Here is a 19,024-nt window from a genome sequence, read left to right as displayed (position 1 = left end):
GAGATCCCCCTAAATTTCATACATAATAACTCTAGTATTCAACCCCTCCACCACATTTCAAAATTCAGATAGAATCTGGGTTTTAAAAATTGGATCGGTAGTTCAGTTGGTTAGACTTTCTATTGAAGAGCTTAGCGGCCTGACACGCCGGGGGACGTGTTGCTCTCAAGGTGAGATAGAAAGTCCCGTCCGCTCCACCAACATCACGAAGCCTTGTCAGAAATGACGAGGCTTTTTTGTATCTGTCGAATATGAGATCCCCCTAAATTTCATACATAATAACTCTAGTATTCAATCCCTCCACCACATTTCAAAATTCAGATAGAATCTGGGTTTTAAAAATTGGATCGGTAGTTCAGTTGGTTAGACTTTCTATTGAAGAGCTTAGCAGCCTGACACGCCGGGGGACGTATTGCTCTCAAGGTGAGATAGAAAGTCCCGTCCGCTCCACCAACATCACGAAGCCTTGTCAGAAATGACGAGGCTTTTTTGTATCTGTCGAATATGAGATCCCAATAAATTTCATTAAGATAATAACTCTAGAATTCAAACCCTACCCCTCTATCCCTTTTCAAAATTCAGGTAGAGTCTAATTAGTCTCTGAATCAACTCGATAAATTCCCTATTCCTATCAATAGTGCCTTAGAAATAAAACAAAATTTCAAACCGTTTCATATAAATGGAAGTAGCTGTCTAAATTTAATTCAAAGCGTTTTAATCTCATGATCATCTGTACTAGCCTGTCTCTTCATTAATAAAATAATAAGGACCCAAGTTCCATGAAAAAAATAATGACAACGTTAACGGCTTTAACTGCTCTATCTGCTAGCTGCCTTGTTGCCGCTTCCGAATGGAGTTACTCTGGTGAAACGGCTCCCGCTCACTGGCATGGAACATGTCAATCAGGTGTTAACCAATCCCCAATCGATATTACAGATGCAATTGAAAGCACATTAAAACCAATTGCCTTTAATTATAACCAAGCGGGACAAAGCATCGTAAACAATGGGCATACAGTGCAAGTCAATTTTGATGGCAAGCAATCAGTACAAATAGAAGAGAAAACATTTAACCTTCTTCAGTTACATTTCCATGCCCCAAGTGAAAACCTCATTGCTGGTCATTCTTTTCCACTAGAGATGCATTTGGTTCATTCTGACAAAAACGGAAATCTCGCCGTTGTTGGAGTAATGTTTACAGAAGGAAAAGCAAATACGGAATTAGCTAAAGTATGGCAAGAAATGCCAAAATCTGGTGAGGTAGTTCTAACAAACAAATTAAACCTTGTGAATTTACTTCCATCCGATCAAGCTTATTATCGTTTTAATGGTTCATTAACGACGCCACCATGCAATGAGGGAGTAACTTGGTTTGTAATGAAGAATCCAATGACGATTTCATCACAACAGTTAACCCAATTTAAAGCTTTATATGATGGTAATAACCGCCCAATACAAGCGATTAATGCTCGACCTGTACTGCAATAAAAATAGAAGAAGCCACATTTCGCTTTAAATTACATCGATATGGGTAAATTTAAAGCGAACAGTTTTTATTTTTAAAAGAGTGCTTTACAAGAAGAAGGGTTACGCCTATTATTCACCGCATCGGAGGGATGGCTGAGTGGTCGAAAGCACCGGTCTTGAAAACCGGCAACCGTTAATAGCGGTTCTAGGGTTCAAATCCCTATCCCTCCACCACATTCAAAGCCCTAGCAGAAATGCTGGGGCTTTTTTGTATCTGCTTATTATTCCTGTACTGCAATCCACTGCTTCACAAAATCAATAACGTACTTTTGGTTAGTTACCGCAGTCTCAGGATCAAAATCTTGATTATGCAAATCCGTGTTCGACAAGATTCTAATCCCAATGAATGGTACTTTGTATGCTTCAGCCACTAGAGCTGCTGATGAACTTTCCATTTCTTCTGCCGCAGTTTGATAGGTTTTGTGCAGCCAGTTAATTCTAGCAACCTCTCTATTCCACTCATCCGCAGTACCAATCACGCCTTTTACTACTTTTCCTTTCGCTGGATGCTTCACGTTTTCATACGCAAAATTAACAAGCTCAGGCGTTGAATAAAATGCATCATGTTCTATTAATTTATTATCTTCTCTTAAACGCATAGTTACTGTGAAGTTTTTCCATTTCTCTGGCTGAATTCCGGCATCCACAGTTGAAAACTCAGAGCGATTAGCCCCCATATTGAAACTTTTAGTCGCCAATACAATATCACCACGATAAAGTTCAGGATCATGACCACCCGAAGTACCTTGGTTAATGATCATACTCGGAGAGAACTTTTCAATCGCCAGTGTAGTTGATGCCGACGCATTTGCGATCCCGACTTCTGTTCTAGATACAATCACAGGGTAGTTATCAATAGTACCAGTCCAGAAAGTCCACGAACCAAAGGTAACTTCTTGTTTATTGTTTAACTGCTCTATCATGTAATTTACTTCAATATCCATTGCGCCCTGTAAAACAATAGGTTTTGGTGTCGCTGATACAGAAAATGATAGCAATACAGATAAACTAGTAAGTAAATAGCGAAGGTATGACATGTATATATCCTAATTAACATTTTTATGATTAAAAATTTTGGCGGATAATACAGGAACGAACAAAAAAAGCAAACGATTGCCTTCCTATATTACTCCTCAGAAAAGTTTTTTAGCATCCACACATCGCAACCATTGTGTATTGTATTGTCAATGGGTTTAGATAAACGCTTAAATCCAAGGTCTTCATACAAGTGAATTGCCGATTTCATACTAGATAACGTATCTAAATAACATTGGGTATAACCAAATTCTTTGGCATTCTTTAATACTTTCTGAGCAATCGTCTTTCCAAACCCCCTGCCTCGAGCTTCAGGTAATAGAAATAGTTTACGTAGCTCACACACCGTCTCACTACCGTTAAACGGAGCTAAGCCACACCCGCCAACAACCCTGTCATTGAGTAACAAAATAAGGTATTTGCTTCTTTTTTGTGGATTATAATGACGGCTCATATCTAATACTTCATCATCTCCGGGAGCAAACCTTTCACCAGCAGCACCAAACTCAACTCCTACATTGTTTATGATGTAGCAAATATCGTTATCGTGCTCGCTAGTAATACCAACAATTCGATACTCCATACCTTAATCTCCATTTATATCTTCTCATTCATTATAGAAAAACAAATTCAACAAAATATTGTAGATATTACAGAGTGAGCACTTAATACAAATCTTGATCACATAGCCAAATATTTTTAATACCAATAGATTGACTAAAGTGTGCAAGTTATTTCTGTTAAAAGGCACATATTTACGACATTTACTTCCAAATTGATTTTTTTCTAGAAAAAAACTATAAATTGCTATCAATATCACATTTCTAATCAATCAAAGAATTTTCACTTACAAATACTCATTTTACATTTTATTTATTGAGACCTTACTGTTACCTATGAATAATATCGTTAATCGTTTTCTTTTTATGTTGGCTCTATTCTACTCACCCTCTTTATTGGCTGAATGGGGAGCGAATACTTATGATTCAGTTTCTATCTCTAAATCAGCTCAAGATATTGCAACAGATATAACGCAGCTCCCAGAGCAGCATTTCTTTTCACATCAAGATTATAGGCAAGTCAAAAGACTATTGTCTCTTACTTTGCTGGAACAAAAGAAGCAAGCTCAAGCATTAGAAGATTCTTTATCAAATTATCAAGATAATACGACAAATAACGAATGGGCTAATGTTGAAAAAAATCATCGTTCATTAACCTCTTTAAATACGAGTAAAGAGTCACTTCTGCATCTAACAGAAACAAGAAATCGAGACCAATTAACAGGATTTGGACCTCGAGGCGTTACTCAATTTTATTCTGAATTAACAATCACTAAACTTAATATTAGATATTATCTCTATTATCAAATTCGCAGCTTTGAAAAATTACTCAATGACCTCGCCATATCACCAGTGCCCGTGATCAGTGTCATACTCAAGGTATTAGGTATCTTCTTTGTATTTAATTGGTGGATGCGAAACAGTGACCGACTGATCCATGATTTTAAAACATCAAAACTAAAGAGTACTTCGAGCCCTAGTCTATTAATCCGTACTATTTGGTACTGCACCCGCGCACATAAAGCCATCGCCTATTTATTATTAATTACTGCAACATTACGTATTATTTCAACATTACCAAGCTTGCAGCATTTAATTTTTCTAGAAATATTTACCTGGTGGATACTCGGTGGCTCTATTGCGGTCAGTTTCATTTTGGAATTTACTTATAGAAACAGCAAGCATAATAAAAAAGAAACCATCGCTCTAAGACTTTCAACCATTCGTCGATACATTTGGGGGATCATTGTTGCGGGCGTAATTTTACAGATTTCATCAAGAACTTTAGGCCAAGGGACTATTTATGCTTGGATTAACTCTGTTGTTTATCTATTTTTTGTCTTATTGACCGTCATTACGCTCAAACGATGGAATCACACCATTTTTATTCGTATAGAACAGTTAGAAACTCATCCATTATCCGTTCAATGGGCAATTAGAAATAAAAACACCTTCTTAATGTCTATTGCTGCTACCGCGTGCGGTTCTGTATGGCTGCTTGGTAGAACCATTCAGCATCAAGTAATTTCGATGCTTTCTCAATACGCGGCCTTTAGTCATGTACTCGCTTATCTCTTTAGAATAGAAGTAGCGAAACAAACAGAGGTCTTACGTGAACAATCAAACCTAGTCCGCATAAAGGGAGATAATGCATTTGATTATATTGCTCCTGGCTCAGAACAATCTGAATTACTTGAAGAATATGCGGAAGAAGAAATTACGTCATTATCTCGCTACTTACTCACAGACAGTCCAGCGGTATGTGTACTCTCTGGCGAGCGAGGTATTGGTACAACAACCGTGTTAAACCGTATTTTAAGCAAAGCAAAAAACGTAATCCCACTCTATATCAACTGCCCTTATGGTGGCTACAGTGCGCTATTGCCTGAGTTTTCAATATTATTAGGATTAGAGGAAGATGCAACAGAGAGAGATATCCTACAACATCTAAGAAACAGTAATGAATGCTACCTGATTGCTTTTGATAATACGCAACGCTTAGTCAAACCAAAAGTGAATGGATTAGTCGATTTAATGAAACTAACAAATTTACTTAGACGTGCGAGAAAAAGCCATCGTGTCGTATTGTCTATTGATAAATCAAGTTGGCGTTTTATAGATCGTGCCCGTGGGGAACGACTACTATTCGATCTTGTTACTTTTATGCCTAAGTGGAATGAAAAACAAATTGGTCACCTCTTGGATTCTCGTATCATTGAAAATAATGGTAATAGCTCAATTTCATTTGATGGATTGATCCTGCCAAGACAGTGGGATGAAGATACCTTAACTGATGAAGAACGCGCTAAAAATGGATTCTATCGTATTTTGTGGGACTATTCTGATGGTAACCCTACTGTTGCCTTACGCTTCTTTAGACTTTCTTTATACAAAGATAAAGAAACTGATACGGTATTAGTTCGTTTATTTAAGGCTCCTCAATCTGATGATCTAGAAACGATGCCAAAGCCTATGCTTGCTGTATTACGCTCGATCGTACAGCTTGAAGTTGCTTCACCTGTCGATCTTTGTGATTGCAGTCGACTCAGCATTGCTGAAGTAATCAGTACATTACGCTACTTCCAAAGTCGTGGTTATATTGAGTGGAATGATGAAAAAGCACGTATATCAGACCATTGGTATCGTCATATTACTAACGCTCTTCACCGTCAACATTTATTGGTAAAATAATATGATCCGTTTATTAATACTTTGTTTATCTCTGTTTTCAGGGAGCTCTGCATTTGCAGAAGATCCTCAATCTATCGATAACTTACAACAATTTACTAGCCTAATCCGTTGGAGTGGTGTTGTTTTCTCCTTTTTTATTATTTTAGGCGCATGGCTTTTCTTACGATTTATTCAATCTATTGTCGATGGCGTAAGTAGTCAGTTTGCACAACGCCGAATGTTGATGCAAAAGCTACAATCCTTCTTTCAATTTTTCATTTACATGTCAACGGCTGTTGCCATATTCATGCTCAGCTTTCGAGTTGATGAACGTGTGCTTGCATTGATTGGCGGTACGATTGCAGTTTCCGTCGGTTTTGCATTAAAAGATCTTACCGCCTCTTTTATCGCAGGGTTAACCGTCATGATCGACCGACCATTCCAAGTCGGAGACCGAGTCACATTTGAAGGGCATTATGGCGATATCATCACCATTGGTTTACGATCTGTCCGAATGCAAACTCTTAATGATGATATTATTACTATACCGAACAATAAATTTCTAAATGAAGTCGTTGTAAGTGGTAACTATGGTGGGCTTGATATGCAGGTCGTGATCCCTTTCTATATCGGCATGGATCAAGACATCAATAAAGCGCGAGATATCATTCAAGAAGCCGCATCTTCAAGTCGCTATATCCATTTACCTAAACCGGTAGTGGTATTAGTAAAACAAACGATTACAGATAATTATTTATCGATTCAATTAATCTGTAAAGCGTATGTTGTTGATATTAAACTTGAGAAGTTATTTGAAACAGATATTACCTTACGAGTAATGCAAGAATTTAGAAAAGAATCGATATATCCACCAACGATTTCAATTCAAAGTAAATAATACGCCTTTGTCTTACTCAAAAAAATAGGTAGAGAACCTGTCTCTACCTATTTGCTTCCTATAAAAGAATGACTAAATCACCCCTAACTCACGCAAACGTTCCATTAGATAGCTGTTTGCTGTGTGACGCTCAGATAACACAACTTCTGGTTTTGGATGTAAAAACAAAGGCAATGAGATACGAGATTTCGTTTTATCCGAGCCTTCAGGGTTAATCACTCGATGCGTTGTTGATGGGTAATAACCAGCAGATGCTTCTTGTAGCATGTCTCCAATGTTAATGATTAAGTTTCCAAAATCACAAGGCACATCTAACCAATCACCTTCTTTAGTCTTAACTTGCAAACCCGGCTCATTCGCTGCTGGGAGCACGGTTAATAAGTTAATGTCTTCATGTGCACCAGCACGGATAGCACCAAGCTCCTCATCACCTTCTAATGGTGGGTAATGAAGAATACGAAGTAATGTCTTATCACTTTGCTCTACCATGCTAGACAGTGATTGAGAGTACAATGCCGATACGTCTTCTGGTGAATGCGCTTCAACCCAAGACAATAGTTCAGCAGCAAGTACATTCGCGTTATCGTAGTACTCTTGTATTTGCGCTTTCAATTGAGCAGGACATTGACCTGTTGGGTAAAAATGGTAGTACTCTTTAATATCTTTTTTAGTGTGCCCTTTTGCAACTTCTGATACCGACGAAGGGAAAAATCCATCTTGCATTTCTACATTAAACTGGAAGTTCTCTTTTTCTTCGCTGTTAAAGAATTCATACCAATTGTCATAAATGCTTTGTACAAGCTCTTGTTGAATTGGGTGATTTTTTAATACGCCAAACCCTGTTTCACGCAGTGATTTAACAAACAGCTCTGCTGCATTCTCAGCAGTGTAATCAATTGCTTCTAATTTCATAATTATTATCTTATCGTTGGCTGACTGGTTTTATAATATGTTTCTTATAATGAGCAAGTAAATTGTATTAAGATGCACAGAGAGCCTCAAGCGTTAATGTCTAAAAACAGATAACAATTTGTTCACAGCAAGAAACACAAGTATTCCGTATGACAACACCAAGGAAAATTCAGTCGTAAAAAGCTTAAGTAATGATTAAAAAAAGAAAGGGTTAACGGAAATGATTGCCCATCTATCGATTAACAATAGCGGGCAATATTTAAATTTTGATGGGACGAAACTACCTTGGTAGTGGCTCTAATATTCCATTTCTAACTAAACCACGGCGAACATTTTTACACAGCTTGGCAAAGCTTGCTATCTCTGAAAAATTGGGCGTTTCGCCACGTTGAACGTAAGACTCCCAATACAGTAATTCACCCTCCACCAATTCAATCAACTTACGTGGACAACCAACGCACGTATCACCGCATATCTGAGCTTCAGGCGCATCAAATGGAAAATCCGCTTTCACTAATTCGATAATATTTAGCATCGCGGTTTTACGATCAGGCTTTTGTGTTTTTGGTTTATTGGTCATAGTTTACTTCATTTTTATGATGTGGAACTCGAACAGATCATAGCGTATTTATTGATGTTTTTCACATTAAAGATAAAGTTCGGACTTAACGGCAAAAAACACAATAAGCATTACCTATTGATTGAATAGAAATGATATTCTACAAGTAAGTTTGAAGATAGATATCAAGCACTAAGATGGTATGGGGTTGTATTACATCAATAAAGAATCAACAGATCCTGTTTCAGGTGGTTACCTTCTAGATGTTGATGGACGTTTATCAATAAACAACCTGCAGCGTTTACCAGGTAAAAAATTGGCTATTGCCTTTGGTAACTCAACGATTGAAGTCTCAGAAGAAGATGTGATAGTTGTAGGCCGAGTGGCTATGGAAATGAAGAAGAAATGATGGTTTAGCTGGTTAAATTATGAACCCAATAGATAAGATTACAGACCCAACATTTACTAATTCAGCCAAAGGATTAATGACATTATTCTGTATCGGGTTAGGTCATACGATTATTGGTGTAGAACTCACTGAAGCTAAAATTGCAATACCTTGGTTCCCAACTATTAATTTTTTGAATCCTCAAAACTTAGTGTATTTATATTGGGGCTTAGTTTGGTATTCCATGTACAGATATGTACTTGAAAATGCCTTACAATTTCGAGAATATTGGTTTTATGCACTAGCAAGCTCTCTAAGAGTAGGTCAAATTGGTGAAAGTTTTGTACGGAAGTCTATATATATTAATGATGACTTTTACGATGTAAAAACTATCCTTGGTATAAATGAAAGCGAAGTTAAAGGTAATTCTATAGATATTAATATTTACGAATATGATGAAGATATACGAGATTTAAGTTGCTCATTTAAATTTCAATTTACTACAGACTTTAAATTTAAAAGTATCGAATGTACAGAAAACCCAAGTTACCAAATAGAAACAACAGTATTGTATTCAGAAATATTAAGGAGTAACTGGGGGTTAAATGCAAAAACTAATAATTACTCTGAGCCTTGTTATAGAACAACTAAAATAAATACAGCAACTTATCGTCATGAACTGCGTTGGCTTAAAATCAACCATTACGTTAGAGATTTGCTAACTAACCGTAAATTATTTGACCTTACACTTCCACTACTTTTCAATTTAATATTGTTTGCTGTTTGGGTCATCAACTTAAGTATAGAAAAACTTTAGCACAATAAAGATAATAACAATTCACTTACAATAGCTCAGTAAGAGCATAATAATAATAAATAGCTAGGAGACTCCACATGTTTAAAGGTATAAAAATTGTTGGGTTGGTAGAAGAAACTGTTGGTAAAAATGAGGAACGTTATGGTTTCTTAATTCAAGATAATGAGACAGTTCAACTTGAGTATAAAACCATACGTGACATGCTAATTCTTACAAATAAGAGATTAATTAGCATCGACATCCAAGGTTTACGTGGAAAAAAAGCTGAATTCTTTTGCCTGCCATACAGTAAAATAACTGCATTTGCAGTTGAAACTGCAGGAACATTTGACTTAGATGCAGAGTTTAAAATTTGGGCTTCAGGTCTAGGCGAGTTAGAGTACCAATTTTTGAAAGGTACTGATGTTAAGAAAATTGCTACATTACTGAGTTCAGATTTATAAAAAAAACCACCTTTAATAAGGTGGCCTTTTATTTAAATTTTAGAGCTAAATGACTGTGATTTTATAAAACCCTCAATCAAACCCCAATTAGGAACTCCTGCAGTATCTACAGGTAAATAAATTGACGTATTATTCATCCTTCCGATACCCCACTTTCGACCATAGTTATATCGATATTTTTCTTTTTTTATCAATGTAATTAAAAACATTGCAATATATTTATTTAATTTAAACTTTGGATTAAATACATGCACATCTTCAGTTGAACAAAAATCAATTTCTTGATAATAAGCTTCTGCTACACTTCCATTACGATTAACTGTAATAACATTTCCATAATGGATAGGCTTCATCTGGGTATAATTAGTTAAACCATTATTAGAATCAATTGATGTTATAAATGGTGTAGAACCTGAGCCATCTAAATCTTTTTTCCTAGGCCCTCTACCTCTTTCTATTGAAAACAATTCTGAATATTTAAATTCTTTCCATTCATCTAACGACGGCAGTTGAACACTACTTTTTATTTTAGCCTCATCTGCATCATTAAATTGCTTCAAATTTGCAAACTTTATCCAGTGAGGAATATCTTCAACTTTCGGAATTAAGATATATTTAAGAGTCCTATTGGCTTGCCTTCCATAACTATATTTAAATTTATTAGCCTTAATACAAGCACAGTAATAAAGCTTTTGAGCATCACTTAGCTCAACCTTCGGTTGTAAATAATATAAATCTCGACCAGAATAAAATGGTTCAGGTTGAAGAAATGTTTCTAAAACAGAACCACCTCCAGCAACAGTCAATACACCAGCAGGAATCGGTGTAACCCCATCAATTAAATCAACTTTAGCCGAAACTCCATTATTTTTAGCTGTTCTAGATACGAAGTTGATTCCTTGGCTATTTAAAGTCAGCTTGTTGAGTTCAAGGTTAACGCCATACTTAACTTCAAAAATATCTTGAACTTCAATCATGATTTAAACCTATTTAACATTTTAAATACTGCGTAATTTTTCACAATGTCCTCAAAATCATTTTGAGTTATCATTGAATAATCAGTCTCTAAATACGCTTCTGCAATCCATTCATCATCGGCCCCTACATATTTAGTTATTGATTGGCCCGCTAAAACTTCATTATTCCTATATGATTCAACCCACTGATCTCTGATATTATCCCATTGCTCAAGTTCATCACTTCGACCAAATTGCTTTGTCTTAATAAAACCATCATCTTTCCAATAACCAAACCAAGTTTTTTTATTACTTTCTGCATGTGGTTTATGAGCTTCAAATACAACAATACAAGTAACAGTTCCTACAGGATAAAATAAATCATCCGGCATTGACATCACTGCTTTTAATGTATGCTTTTTCAATAAATTATGTTTTTCAATATGAGGGGATATAACACAGCTAATTGGAATAATTGCAATACCAGTTCCTCCAATAGCCAACATATCTAACATATGCCCCATAAATTTTAATTCATGTAATCCTGCATCACTTTTTGCCTGTGCATAAGGGGGATTAAGTAAACCAACTGTAGGTTTTTGCAACTTAACTGCATTTACAATTCCATCATCAAAACAACTACCTTGATGTAAATTGGCTTTTCCATCCCCTCTCAGGATCATATTACTTGCAGCAAGTGAAAACATTTTGGGTGAATTTTCAATTCCTATTAGTTTATTCTTTTTAATATCAATAATTTCAGATTCAGATACAGCTGTTTTTAACATTTTCTGCATCGCTGAAATTAGAAATCCACCAGTGCCCGCACAAATATCCACAACAGTATCTGATTTATTAACATTAGATATTAAAGAAAATAATTCAGCCACATGCTTTGGTGTAAGAACAATACCTAAAGCTTTTTTATCACCACCAGTGTATTTTAGAAATTCACCATAAAATTGGCCAACAACATCAAAATCATGGTAAATACTGATAAAAGGCCAAACATTATCATTTATTAAGTCAATAATTTCTTTAAATACACCATCAGGATATCCTACAGCTGTACGACTATCTGGCTTTCCTAAATTAGGGTGTACAGCAATTGTTGTGTAAGGCTGAATCATAGTATCTTTCTTTCCTTCTGGAATTTCAGCCTTATCTAATTCCTTCTTGATAGCCGTTATCCACGCCTCTTGTACATCTTCCGCACCCAGAGCTTTGTATGTTTTTTGAAAAACATTATTCATCAGAGCAATTAACGTACCACTAACTAAAAGAGGTTTATCCTCTTCAGATACTTTCGCTTTAGTCCATATAAACTCATGTAAATCTTTCGAAAATGAAATTAAATCTTCATGCCTTTTCTTCGCAACCTGAGGATCAAAAGATGATAAGCGATAATAATCATTAAAAGACAAAATGTTTTCTACCGGATGACCATGTTCATTCAATAACTCAGTGTATGTATCATCTCGTCCAGAAAAAATAAAATTAGATACTTTCATTGACGACTCTACAGTGCCGCTAACAGCTACAGCTAAAACCGTATAATCTTTCGAAAGATGTTTTGCATAATGAAGAATACCATCAACGGTATAATCAACTGTTTTATTTAAATCACTACTTTGATGTTTTTTCGTATCAGCTTTACATTCAAATATAATAATAAACTTTGTATCCAACTGATTAGATATAATAAATTCAGGATAACCTTTATTCCCTTTTTTATTTTTACTCGCTGTTGAAAGTAGTTTTTTAACCTTTACGATTTCAGATTTTTGTTCCTCTATTGATATACCATTATCAATAGAATAATAACCTAAGTCTCTTAGCCTATCCCTAACCAAATTTTCTGTTTTTTTCTCTGACATTAAAATTAACCTTAATATTATAATTTATTTTAGTCCACTATCCTCCTTTATCTTATCATTACACTTTCAACAAATAAAGATTTCAAACACTTACGAACATGCTATCCAATCGAACATTGCACTATGTACTCTGCTTATAATATAAAACATTAATCTTAACTGTACCCCTGATACTGTATATTAAAACAGTATTGAGCGAGGTTTTTTATGTCAGTAAGAAACTTAAAAGATGGTAATAAACTTCCTTGGCTTTGTGAGTGTTACCCACAAGGCCGTAAAGGAAAACGCATTCGTAAGCGCTTCGCCACTAAAGGTGAAGCGCTTGCTTTTGAAAAATACACAATGCAAGAAGTTGAAGATAAACCATGGCTTGGTGAAAAAGTAGAGCAACGCAGTTTATTGGATATGGTCACTCTATGGCACAACCGCCATGGTATTTCACTTGCTCACGCAAAATACACCTATCGAAAACTTCAGGTAATTGTTCTTGGTATGGGTGATCCACTTTATACAAAATTCACAGCAAATATGTTCACAGAATATAGAACTACTCGTTTAGCTGGTGACATCGCAGATTTGAATAATCGTAAAGTGGCTGTTTCTTTTCGTACCTGCAACATTGAGCAAGATTTACTGAATGCAGTAATAGCCGAGCTTATTCGCATGGATGAATGGAAAGCCCCAAATCCATTAAGCTCTGTTCGTCAATTTAAGCTGCATGAAGAAGAAATGCAGTTTCTTACTATTGATGAGATCAAAACACTACTTAGTGCAGCAGCTCAACATCAACACCAAGATATTTTAAAGGTAGTAAAAGTTAGCCTTGCTACTGGTGGACGATTTTTAGAAATAGCTAACCTAAAAGGCTCTCAGCTGAATAAATACAAAATTACGTATACAAAGACGAAGGGAAAGAAAAACCGCACAGTACCGATTAGTGAAGCGCTTTATGATGAGATTTACAAGGAAGGTTCAGGGCCATTGTTCAGTATTGGCTATTCGACTGCTTATCGTTTCATTGTGAACAATATGCCGCATTTGAATAATCAATCTTTTCACGTATTACGACACACATTTGCCAGTCACTTTATTATGAATGGTGGCAACATTATCGTCTTACAACGTATTTTAGGTCACTCTGATATTAAGCAAACAATGCGTTATGCTCACTTTTCACCAGAGCATTTAGAAGATGCTGTAACTAAGAATCCCCTATTCCACCTATAAAAATGTCGCCATTTTTAGTGGCGACAAAATGGCGGCAGACATTCATAATATAGATATATATAGAGGGTTATTGATTGAACAGGAAAACATAACCCTCTGAAAAGCCTTGATTTACTTAGTTTCTATGAGGGTGGTTTGTAATATGGTCTTCCCAGTTCTTCACATCAATCGCGTAAACAACCTTGTTTCTTACGCTTTCGCCAGCAGCGTGCATTGCTGATTTAGAGCCGGTGATCAATGGGTGCCATACCGGGATATCTTTGCCTTCTGCCAATAAACGGTATGCACAAGTTACTGGTAACCAGTTAAATTCGGCGATGTTTTCACGGCTCAGTTTTAAACAGTTTTCACCAGAAGTAAAACGTTTAGGATAATCTTTACATGAACACGTTTTACTGTTCAACCAACTACACGCGACGTTGGTGTAGTAAACTTCATCGGTATCTTCATCCATTAATTTGTGTAAACAGCACTTCCCACAGCCGTCACAAAGAGATTCCCACTCTTGCTCTGTCATTTCTTCTAATTTTTTTTGTTGCCAAAATTGCTCAGTCATTGCTTTACACTCGTTATGGGAAGAGGCGGTTTTATACCCATCTTGAGATAAAAGTGCAAGTGGTTTACTGTTCAGTAAAGAGATAATCCTGAGTGATACCAATCTGGATAAGTAGTTGAGCAAATAATTGCGTAGGAAAAATCGATTAGAGCAAGGCATAAATTGCAGTAACTAGTGGGCCTAATTATAAAATTTATAACACAGCTATAATCGATTTTAACAAGCAAGAATGATTAAATATTTATCTAGGTTGGTATAGTTTTGACCTGAAAGGGGAAGAGTGCTATTTTGCGCATCCTTTAATTGATGCAATGAGATGATGTATGGAATGTAGATTATATTGCGGTGCGTGCTGCATAGCCCCAAGTATTACTTCATTTATTCCGGGAATGCCTGATGGAAAACCTGCAGGTGTACGCTGTGTTCAATTGAACGATGAGAATCTGTGTAAGCTATTTGGTAAGGCTGAACGCCCAAAGGTGTGTCATCAATTTAAAGCCTGTCCTGATGTATGTGGGTCAACACCAGAACAAGCAATTCAAACCATCACTGAGCTAGAGTCAATGACGTTATAATATTTACATTAGATGGATATTACGATAATACGCGAACTACGTTTTGTACTTGCTCTGAAATCTCAGCACCGTGGCTTGTTAAATAACCACCGTCTTCTTGTGAAACCAATCCTTTACTGAAAAGACGCTTCATTGCTTCGATTGCTTCGGGTGCTGCGTCTGAATGAACTTTTAAACCCGCTTGAGTGCTTTCTAGTGGAAATTGCTTGAGAAGGTTCATTTCTTCGATAACATCTTTATTAAATGGCATAATTTTATCTCTCTTATTTTGTTAACTGGATTCAGCATAGACTGTCTTTAGCAGATTAAAACAGAGCTAGATCACACCTATAAAAAATCCCCATAGGATTACTCTCTATGAGGATATTTTTTAATCAACTTATTAAGTATTTAAACAATTAAGCTTGAATACCAATAATCAACCATGGTGCATTAGGCTGTGTAAGGTCACGTTCTAAATGCCAGATGTCTGTAATTTCTTCTTCAGCACCTTCCACTGAGTCACGGTAGCGACCAGAGAACTGTAGGCTTAATTGTGCGCTGCTTGCATTATGATCAGCACGAACAACTTCTGCATCAACAAACATTACATCTGTGTGCTGATCTCCTTCAAGATTTGCACGTTCTTGAACCAAGTCATTGTATAGACTGATTGATACGTATTCTTGAATCGTTTCAAGTTGGTTATGGTTCCATGCACCCTGTAAAATACGGTAATGCTCGCGAGAACCATTGATGAAGCCTTGCAGATCAAAACCTGGTGGGTAATTGTGCGGAACCTCATCAGCAGCTGGAGCACCAAAACCACCTGTAGGTTGTGTTTGTGCTTGCTCACCTTGGAAGTACTGCTGGTTATCACGGAAACTTGGTTGCTCGTTATTAGAAGTTTGCGGACCAGCATATGCGGTCCCTTGCCTCTGATTGATACTGCCCGCTTTCGATGCCATAAACATACGGAAAAGTTTGAACAGAACAAATGCAACACCTGCCATGATGATGATATCCATGAACTGAATACCTTCAAAGCCGCCGCCACCAAAAACTGATGCTAAAAGACCACCAACAAGAAGACCACCAAGTAATCCGCCCATTAAGCCTTTTTTGCTTGATGCGCCTTTAGCTGTATCTTGTTTGCCAATCGTATTTGTATTTTGTTGTTTTTGTTTTGGCGCAGGCGCTGTTTTAAAGCTCTTGCCAAATGATTTACCACCACCAAATTTCTTTGCTTCTGCATGAGGTGCAGAAAGAACAAAAACAAACATTAGGGCAGCAATAGATAAAAGACGTTTCATTGTCTGTTCCTTTACTATATTAAAATAATTTGACCTGATAATAGCCTGCCTCGCTTCATATTGGGAGCATTAAAATACATGAGTATGTTTCAGAGTGTTAAAAAAACCTCTATTTTATTCTCAACATTGTGCTTTGCGCCCTAATTGATAAAACTCTTACTTGAAGAATGCACAGATATATTTAAAATTAAGAACATTGTTCACAATTATCTAAATTAGGTTTACATGGCTCGCAGAAACGACCATACCCATCATGAAATACGCCACATGGCCTTAGAGAATGTAAAGGTATTTCTTGGTGATCATAGTCACCACGAACTTAGCTTAAGAAAACTAGCAAAAAGCATTGGTTACGTACCGAGTACGTTAGTTAATATTTTTGGTAGCTATAACTTATTGCTACTGCGTGCTATTGCTCAAACTTTAGATGAAATTATGTTGCAGGTTGATCAAGGATTGGAAAATAATGCAAGGCCTGAAGAAGCATTAAAAGCCATTGCCTATTGTTATTATGACTTTGCCCAGCAACACCCCAATCGCTGGCGCTTAGTGTTTCAACATAACATGAATGGTGAAGCCTTACCTGATTGGCAAGAAAACCGTATTAGCCAAATAATGAAGGTGCTTGAAGAGATCATTCAAGCCATTAATCCAACTAAGGCCCAAAGTGAAATAGAACAGAGTAGCCGTGTTATTTGGGCCAGTGTTCACGGAATTACGCTATTAAGTTTAGACGATTTACTGTTTTCATCGACACCTATTGATGGTCATCTGCTGATTGATAATCTACTATTGAACTATATCAACCAATGGAAGCAACATTAGCTTTGTAATTAAAGGGATTTTTCATGGCGAAGCAAGCCAAGCTCTTAACTCAACGTCGATTTTTACCTTACTTCTTGACCCAATCTTTAGGTGCATTTAACGACAATATCTATAAGAATACGTTGCTCTTATTTGTTGCTTTTGCAAGTGTAGATAGTTTACCCATTTCTTCTAATTTATTTATTAACCTTGCTGCTGGTCTCTTTATTCTCCCCTTCTTTCTTTTTTCTGCGCCAGCTGGGATCCTTGCTGATAAATATGAAAAATCGGCATTCATTAGAAAAGTAAAGATCGCTGAAATCATAATTATGTTGTTTGGTGCACTCGCTTTTATTCTTAAAGATTACACTTTATTACTGATTCTATTATTTTTAATGGGAACACAATCGGCTTTTTTTGGCCCTGTTAAATACGCCCTTTTACCTCAACAATTAAAAGATGAAGAACTCGTTTCTGGTAATGCTTTAGTTGAAACGGGGACTTTTCTCGCTATTTTATTCGGTACTATTGCCGCTGGGTTTATTACCTCACAAGAACACTCAGAATACATTGCAGCAGGCACCGTCGTTGTATTTGCCGTATTAGGTTATATAGCTAGTCGCTCGATCCCTTACGCAGAAGCCGTTGCACCCGATTTACGTTTTAAATGGCAACCGATTAAACAAACAAAGCAAACCTTCCGTATCGCCAAAAAAGACCCTGCCGTTTTTCTTTCTATTATGGGGATCAGCTGGTTTTGGTTTCTTGGTGCAAGCTACCTAACTCAATTCCCTAACTTTACACATTTACATCTCAATGATAACGCCATTACGGTAACCGTCTTATTGGCTTTGTTTTCGATTGGTATTGCAATAGGATCACTTGGATGCGATGTATTATCAAAACACAGAGTCGAGCTTGGGATTATTCCTTTAGGCTGCTTAGGCATTACTATCTTCGGCTTAAACCTTGCGTTATATACACCAGCATCACCGGTTGATGTTACTGGCTTCGCCACCATTCTATTACACCCTGATTTATTACCTGTTTTTATTAATTTATTCTTTTTAGGGGTATCTGGCGGCTTGTTCATTGTTCCCTTATACACGTTGATTCAAAAACGTCCGGAACCGAAACATCGCTCACAAATCATTGCTGCTAATAATATCTATAATGCGTTATTCATGGTTGCTAGCGCAATTCTTGGTATTGTGTGTTTGTCTATTTTAAACCTTTCGATTCCACAATTTTTTATCTTGCTCGCTGGGTTAAATGCTGTTGTCGCTCTCTTCTTGTTTTGTAAAGTGCCTGTTTTTGTCATTCGTTTTTTATTATGGGCATTAACACATTCTTTATATCGAGTGAAACACCAAGGGTTGCAGAACTTACCTGAAGAAGGCGGCGCTTTATTAGTCTGTAACCACATCACTTATATGGATGCATTTATCCTCAGTGGTGCTTGCCCTCGTCCTATTCGATTTGTCATGGAAGAAGAATACGCTGAATTGCCCTTAGTAAAATATTTTTTCCGCATAACCAAAGTCATCCCGATTACTGCCACTAAAAGCAGCTCTATCCGACGTGCTTTTTTTGATGTTGAAGAAGCCTTAGCTAATGGTGAAATTGTATTAATTTTCCCAGAAGGCGTATTAACTTCAGACGGTGAGATGGGTCCATTCTTGCGTGGAATAGATATCATTTTGAAACGTTCGTCAGTTCCAGTATTCCCAATGGCACTGCGTGGTTTATGGGGGAGTTTGTTTAGTCGACATGGTGGGAAAGCAATATTAAAACGACCACGTCGCTGCTGGTCAAAGATCGAGGTGGTCGCAGGAGAGCCCGTACTACCACAAGAAGCGACATCAAAACTAATGCGAGAAAAAGTAGCTCAATTACGCGGTGAAAAAAAATAATGATCAGATCGACTCA

General features: G+C 36.7%; 18 protein-coding genes, 1 tRNA gene and 1 pseudogene. 11 read left to right on the top strand and 9 right to left on the bottom strand.

Going from position 1 to position 19,024, the window contains the following annotated elements; translation table 11 throughout:
* Positions 1-779: 779 nt before the first annotated feature.
* Both A6E06_RS00250 and A6E06_RS00245 read left to right on the top strand, forming a co-directional pair.
* Positions 780-1,487, top strand: a complete 708-nt coding sequence (locus A6E06_RS00250; RefSeq protein ID WP_065593618.1) for a carbonic anhydrase — start codon at positions 780-782, stop codon at positions 1,485-1,487.
* A 122-nt stretch (positions 1,488-1,609) separates the two neighbouring features.
* Positions 1,610-1,700, top strand: a tRNA-Ser gene (locus tag A6E06_RS00245).
* Between the two features lie 47 nt (positions 1,701-1,747).
* Here the strand turns inward: A6E06_RS00245 and mtnN are convergent.
* Both mtnN and A6E06_RS00235 read right to left on the bottom strand, forming a co-directional pair.
* Positions 1,748-2,563 (bottom strand): 5'-methylthioadenosine/S-adenosylhomocysteine nucleosidase, encoded by an 816-nt coding sequence (gene mtnN / locus A6E06_RS00240; protein WP_065593619.1) that lies wholly within the window; start codon positions 2,561-2,563, stop codon positions 1,748-1,750.
* A gap of 89 nt (positions 2,564-2,652) precedes the next feature.
* The gene (locus A6E06_RS00235; RefSeq protein WP_065593620.1) at positions 2,653-3,144 is read right to left on the bottom strand and encodes a GNAT family N-acetyltransferase; all 492 of its coding nucleotides are present in this window, start codon (positions 3,142-3,144) and stop codon (positions 2,653-2,655) included.
* Between the two features lie 313 nt (positions 3,145-3,457).
* Between A6E06_RS00235 and A6E06_RS00230 the strand changes: the two genes are divergently transcribed.
* Positions 3,458-5,812: an ATP-binding protein gene (locus A6E06_RS00230; protein ID WP_065593621.1), complete on the top strand. Its 2,355-nt coding sequence runs from the start codon at positions 3,458-3,460 to the stop codon at positions 5,810-5,812.
* 1 nt (position 5,813) lies between these two features.
* Positions 5,814-6,689, top strand: a complete 876-nt coding sequence (locus A6E06_RS00225; protein ID WP_065593622.1) for a mechanosensitive ion channel family protein — start codon at positions 5,814-5,816, stop codon at positions 6,687-6,689.
* A gap of 72 nt (positions 6,690-6,761) precedes the next feature.
* On the opposite strand, the gene A6E06_RS00220 is transcribed toward A6E06_RS00225, so the two are convergent.
* The gene (locus A6E06_RS00220) at positions 6,762-7,601 is read right to left on the bottom strand and encodes a 2OG-Fe(II) oxygenase family protein (RefSeq protein ID WP_065593623.1); all 840 of its coding nucleotides are present in this window, start codon (positions 7,599-7,601) and stop codon (positions 6,762-6,764) included.
* A gap of 280 nt (positions 7,602-7,881) precedes the next feature.
* Positions 7,882-8,181, bottom strand: coding sequence for a hypothetical protein (locus A6E06_RS00215; RefSeq protein ID WP_065593624.1), 300 nt, complete (start codon positions 8,179-8,181; stop codon positions 7,882-7,884).
* A gap of 187 nt (positions 8,182-8,368) precedes the next feature.
* Between A6E06_RS00215 and A6E06_RS00210 the strand changes: the two are divergent.
* From A6E06_RS00210 to A6E06_RS00200, 3 genes and pseudogenes are all read left to right on the top strand, one after another.
* A pseudogene (locus A6E06_RS00210) lies at positions 8,369-8,569 on the top strand (transcriptional regulator); the annotation flags it as partial.
* Between the two features lie 19 nt (positions 8,570-8,588).
* Positions 8,589-9,365, top strand: coding sequence for a hypothetical protein (locus A6E06_RS00205; protein ID WP_065593626.1), 777 nt, complete (start codon positions 8,589-8,591; stop codon positions 9,363-9,365).
* Positions 9,366-9,442: 77 nt separating this feature from the next.
* Positions 9,443-9,808: a PH domain-containing protein gene (locus A6E06_RS00200; RefSeq protein WP_065593627.1), complete on the top strand. Its 366-nt coding sequence runs from the start codon at positions 9,443-9,445 to the stop codon at positions 9,806-9,808.
* Positions 9,809-9,840: 32 nt separating this feature from the next.
* Here A6E06_RS00200 and A6E06_RS00195 read toward each other — a convergent pair whose 3' ends face one another.
* Complete coding sequence (locus tag A6E06_RS00195) at positions 9,841-10,785, bottom strand: restriction endonuclease subunit S (protein ID WP_065593628.1); 945 nt, start codon at positions 10,783-10,785, stop codon at positions 9,841-9,843.
* Positions 10,782-12,641 (bottom strand): class I SAM-dependent DNA methyltransferase, encoded by a 1,860-nt coding sequence (locus A6E06_RS00190; protein ID WP_065593629.1) that lies wholly within the window; start codon positions 12,639-12,641, stop codon positions 10,782-10,784. The genes A6E06_RS00195 and A6E06_RS00190 overlap by 4 nt, the downstream gene beginning before the upstream one ends.
* Positions 12,642-12,848: 207 nt before the next feature.
* Between A6E06_RS00190 and A6E06_RS00185 the strand changes: the two genes are divergently transcribed.
* Positions 12,849-13,868: a tyrosine-type recombinase/integrase gene (locus tag A6E06_RS00185; protein WP_065593630.1), complete on the top strand. Its 1,020-nt coding sequence runs from the start codon at positions 12,849-12,851 to the stop codon at positions 13,866-13,868.
* Between the two features lie 115 nt (positions 13,869-13,983).
* Here A6E06_RS00185 and A6E06_RS00180 read toward each other — a convergent pair whose 3' ends face one another.
* Positions 13,984-14,424, bottom strand: a complete 441-nt coding sequence (locus A6E06_RS00180; protein WP_065593631.1) for a YcgN family cysteine cluster protein — start codon at positions 14,422-14,424, stop codon at positions 13,984-13,986.
* Between the two features lie 323 nt (positions 14,425-14,747).
* Between A6E06_RS00180 and A6E06_RS00175 the strand changes: the two genes are divergently transcribed.
* Positions 14,748-14,999: a YkgJ family cysteine cluster protein gene (locus A6E06_RS00175; RefSeq protein WP_045102448.1), complete on the top strand. Its 252-nt coding sequence runs from the start codon at positions 14,748-14,750 to the stop codon at positions 14,997-14,999.
* Positions 15,000-15,018: 19 nt separating this feature from the next.
* On the opposite strand, the gene A6E06_RS00170 is transcribed toward A6E06_RS00175, so the two are convergent.
* Positions 15,019-15,249, bottom strand: coding sequence for a TIGR02647 family protein (locus A6E06_RS00170; RefSeq protein WP_065593632.1), 231 nt, complete (start codon positions 15,247-15,249; stop codon positions 15,019-15,021).
* 148 nt (positions 15,250-15,397) lie between these two features.
* Positions 15,398-16,291, bottom strand: coding sequence for a Tim44 domain-containing protein (locus A6E06_RS00165; RefSeq protein WP_065593633.1), 894 nt, complete (start codon positions 16,289-16,291; stop codon positions 15,398-15,400).
* 225 nt (positions 16,292-16,516) lie between these two features.
* Here A6E06_RS00165 and A6E06_RS00160 point away from each other — a divergent pair, with 225 nt between their 5' ends.
* Together A6E06_RS00160 and A6E06_RS00155 are read left to right on the top strand one after the other, a co-directional pair.
* On the top strand, positions 16,517-17,116 hold the full coding sequence (locus A6E06_RS00160) for a TetR/AcrR family transcriptional regulator (protein ID WP_065593634.1): 600 nt from the start codon (positions 16,517-16,519) through the stop codon (positions 17,114-17,116).
* 23 nt (positions 17,117-17,139) lie between these two features.
* Positions 17,140-19,008: an MFS transporter gene (locus tag A6E06_RS00155; protein ID WP_065593635.1), complete on the top strand. Its 1,869-nt coding sequence runs from the start codon at positions 17,140-17,142 to the stop codon at positions 19,006-19,008.
* Positions 19,009-19,024 lie beyond the last annotated feature (16 nt).

The organism is Aliivibrio sp. 1S175, from assembly GCF_001690985.1.
GTDB lineage: Bacteria > Pseudomonadota > Gammaproteobacteria > Enterobacterales > Vibrionaceae > Aliivibrio.
This window is presented reverse-complemented; position numbering and strand designations above follow the sequence as displayed.

What these genes read in the sequence shown, in the direction of transcription:
- A6E06_RS00225 (WP_065593622.1), top strand. Translation starts at nt 5,814, where the DNA reads ATGATCCGTTTATTAATACTTTGTTTATCTCTGTTTTCAGGGAGCTCT.
- mtnN (WP_065593619.1), bottom strand. Translation starts at nt 2,563, where the DNA reads ATGTCATACCTTCGCTATTTACTTACTAGTTTATCTGTATTGCTATCA.
- A6E06_RS00215 (WP_065593624.1), bottom strand. Translation starts at nt 8,181, where the DNA reads ATGACCAATAAACCAAAAACACAAAAGCCTGATCGTAAAACCGCGATG.
- A6E06_RS00185 (WP_065593630.1), top strand. Translation starts at nt 12,849, where the DNA reads ATGTCAGTAAGAAACTTAAAAGATGGTAATAAACTTCCTTGGCTTTGT.
- A6E06_RS00230 (WP_065593621.1), top strand. Translation starts at nt 3,458, where the DNA reads ATGAATAATATCGTTAATCGTTTTCTTTTTATGTTGGCTCTATTCTAC.
- A6E06_RS00155 (WP_065593635.1), top strand. Translation starts at nt 17,140, where the DNA reads ATGGCGAAGCAAGCCAAGCTCTTAACTCAACGTCGATTTTTACCTTAC.
- A6E06_RS00205 (WP_065593626.1), top strand. Translation starts at nt 8,589, where the DNA reads ATGAACCCAATAGATAAGATTACAGACCCAACATTTACTAATTCAGCC.
- A6E06_RS00250 (WP_065593618.1), top strand. Translation starts at nt 780, where the DNA reads ATGAAAAAAATAATGACAACGTTAACGGCTTTAACTGCTCTATCTGCT.
- A6E06_RS00175 (WP_045102448.1), top strand. Translation starts at nt 14,748, where the DNA reads ATGGAATGTAGATTATATTGCGGTGCGTGCTGCATAGCCCCAAGTATT.
- A6E06_RS00160 (WP_065593634.1), top strand. Translation starts at nt 16,517, where the DNA reads ATGGCTCGCAGAAACGACCATACCCATCATGAAATACGCCACATGGCC.
- A6E06_RS00200 (WP_065593627.1), top strand. Translation starts at nt 9,443, where the DNA reads ATGTTTAAAGGTATAAAAATTGTTGGGTTGGTAGAAGAAACTGTTGGT.
- A6E06_RS00220 (WP_065593623.1), bottom strand. Translation starts at nt 7,601, where the DNA reads ATGAAATTAGAAGCAATTGATTACACTGCTGAGAATGCAGCAGAGCTG.
- A6E06_RS00170 (WP_065593632.1), bottom strand. Translation starts at nt 15,249, where the DNA reads ATGCCATTTAATAAAGATGTTATCGAAGAAATGAACCTTCTCAAGCAA.
- A6E06_RS00190 (WP_065593629.1), bottom strand. Translation starts at nt 12,641, where the DNA reads ATGTCAGAGAAAAAAACAGAAAATTTGGTTAGGGATAGGCTAAGAGAC.
- A6E06_RS00180 (WP_065593631.1), bottom strand. Translation starts at nt 14,424, where the DNA reads ATGACTGAGCAATTTTGGCAACAAAAAAAATTAGAAGAAATGACAGAG.
- A6E06_RS00165 (WP_065593633.1), bottom strand. Translation starts at nt 16,291, where the DNA reads ATGAAACGTCTTTTATCTATTGCTGCCCTAATGTTTGTTTTTGTTCTT.
- A6E06_RS00195 (WP_065593628.1), bottom strand. Translation starts at nt 10,785, where the DNA reads ATGATTGAAGTTCAAGATATTTTTGAAGTTAAGTATGGCGTTAACCTT.
- A6E06_RS00235 (WP_065593620.1), bottom strand. Translation starts at nt 3,144, where the DNA reads ATGGAGTATCGAATTGTTGGTATTACTAGCGAGCACGATAACGATATT.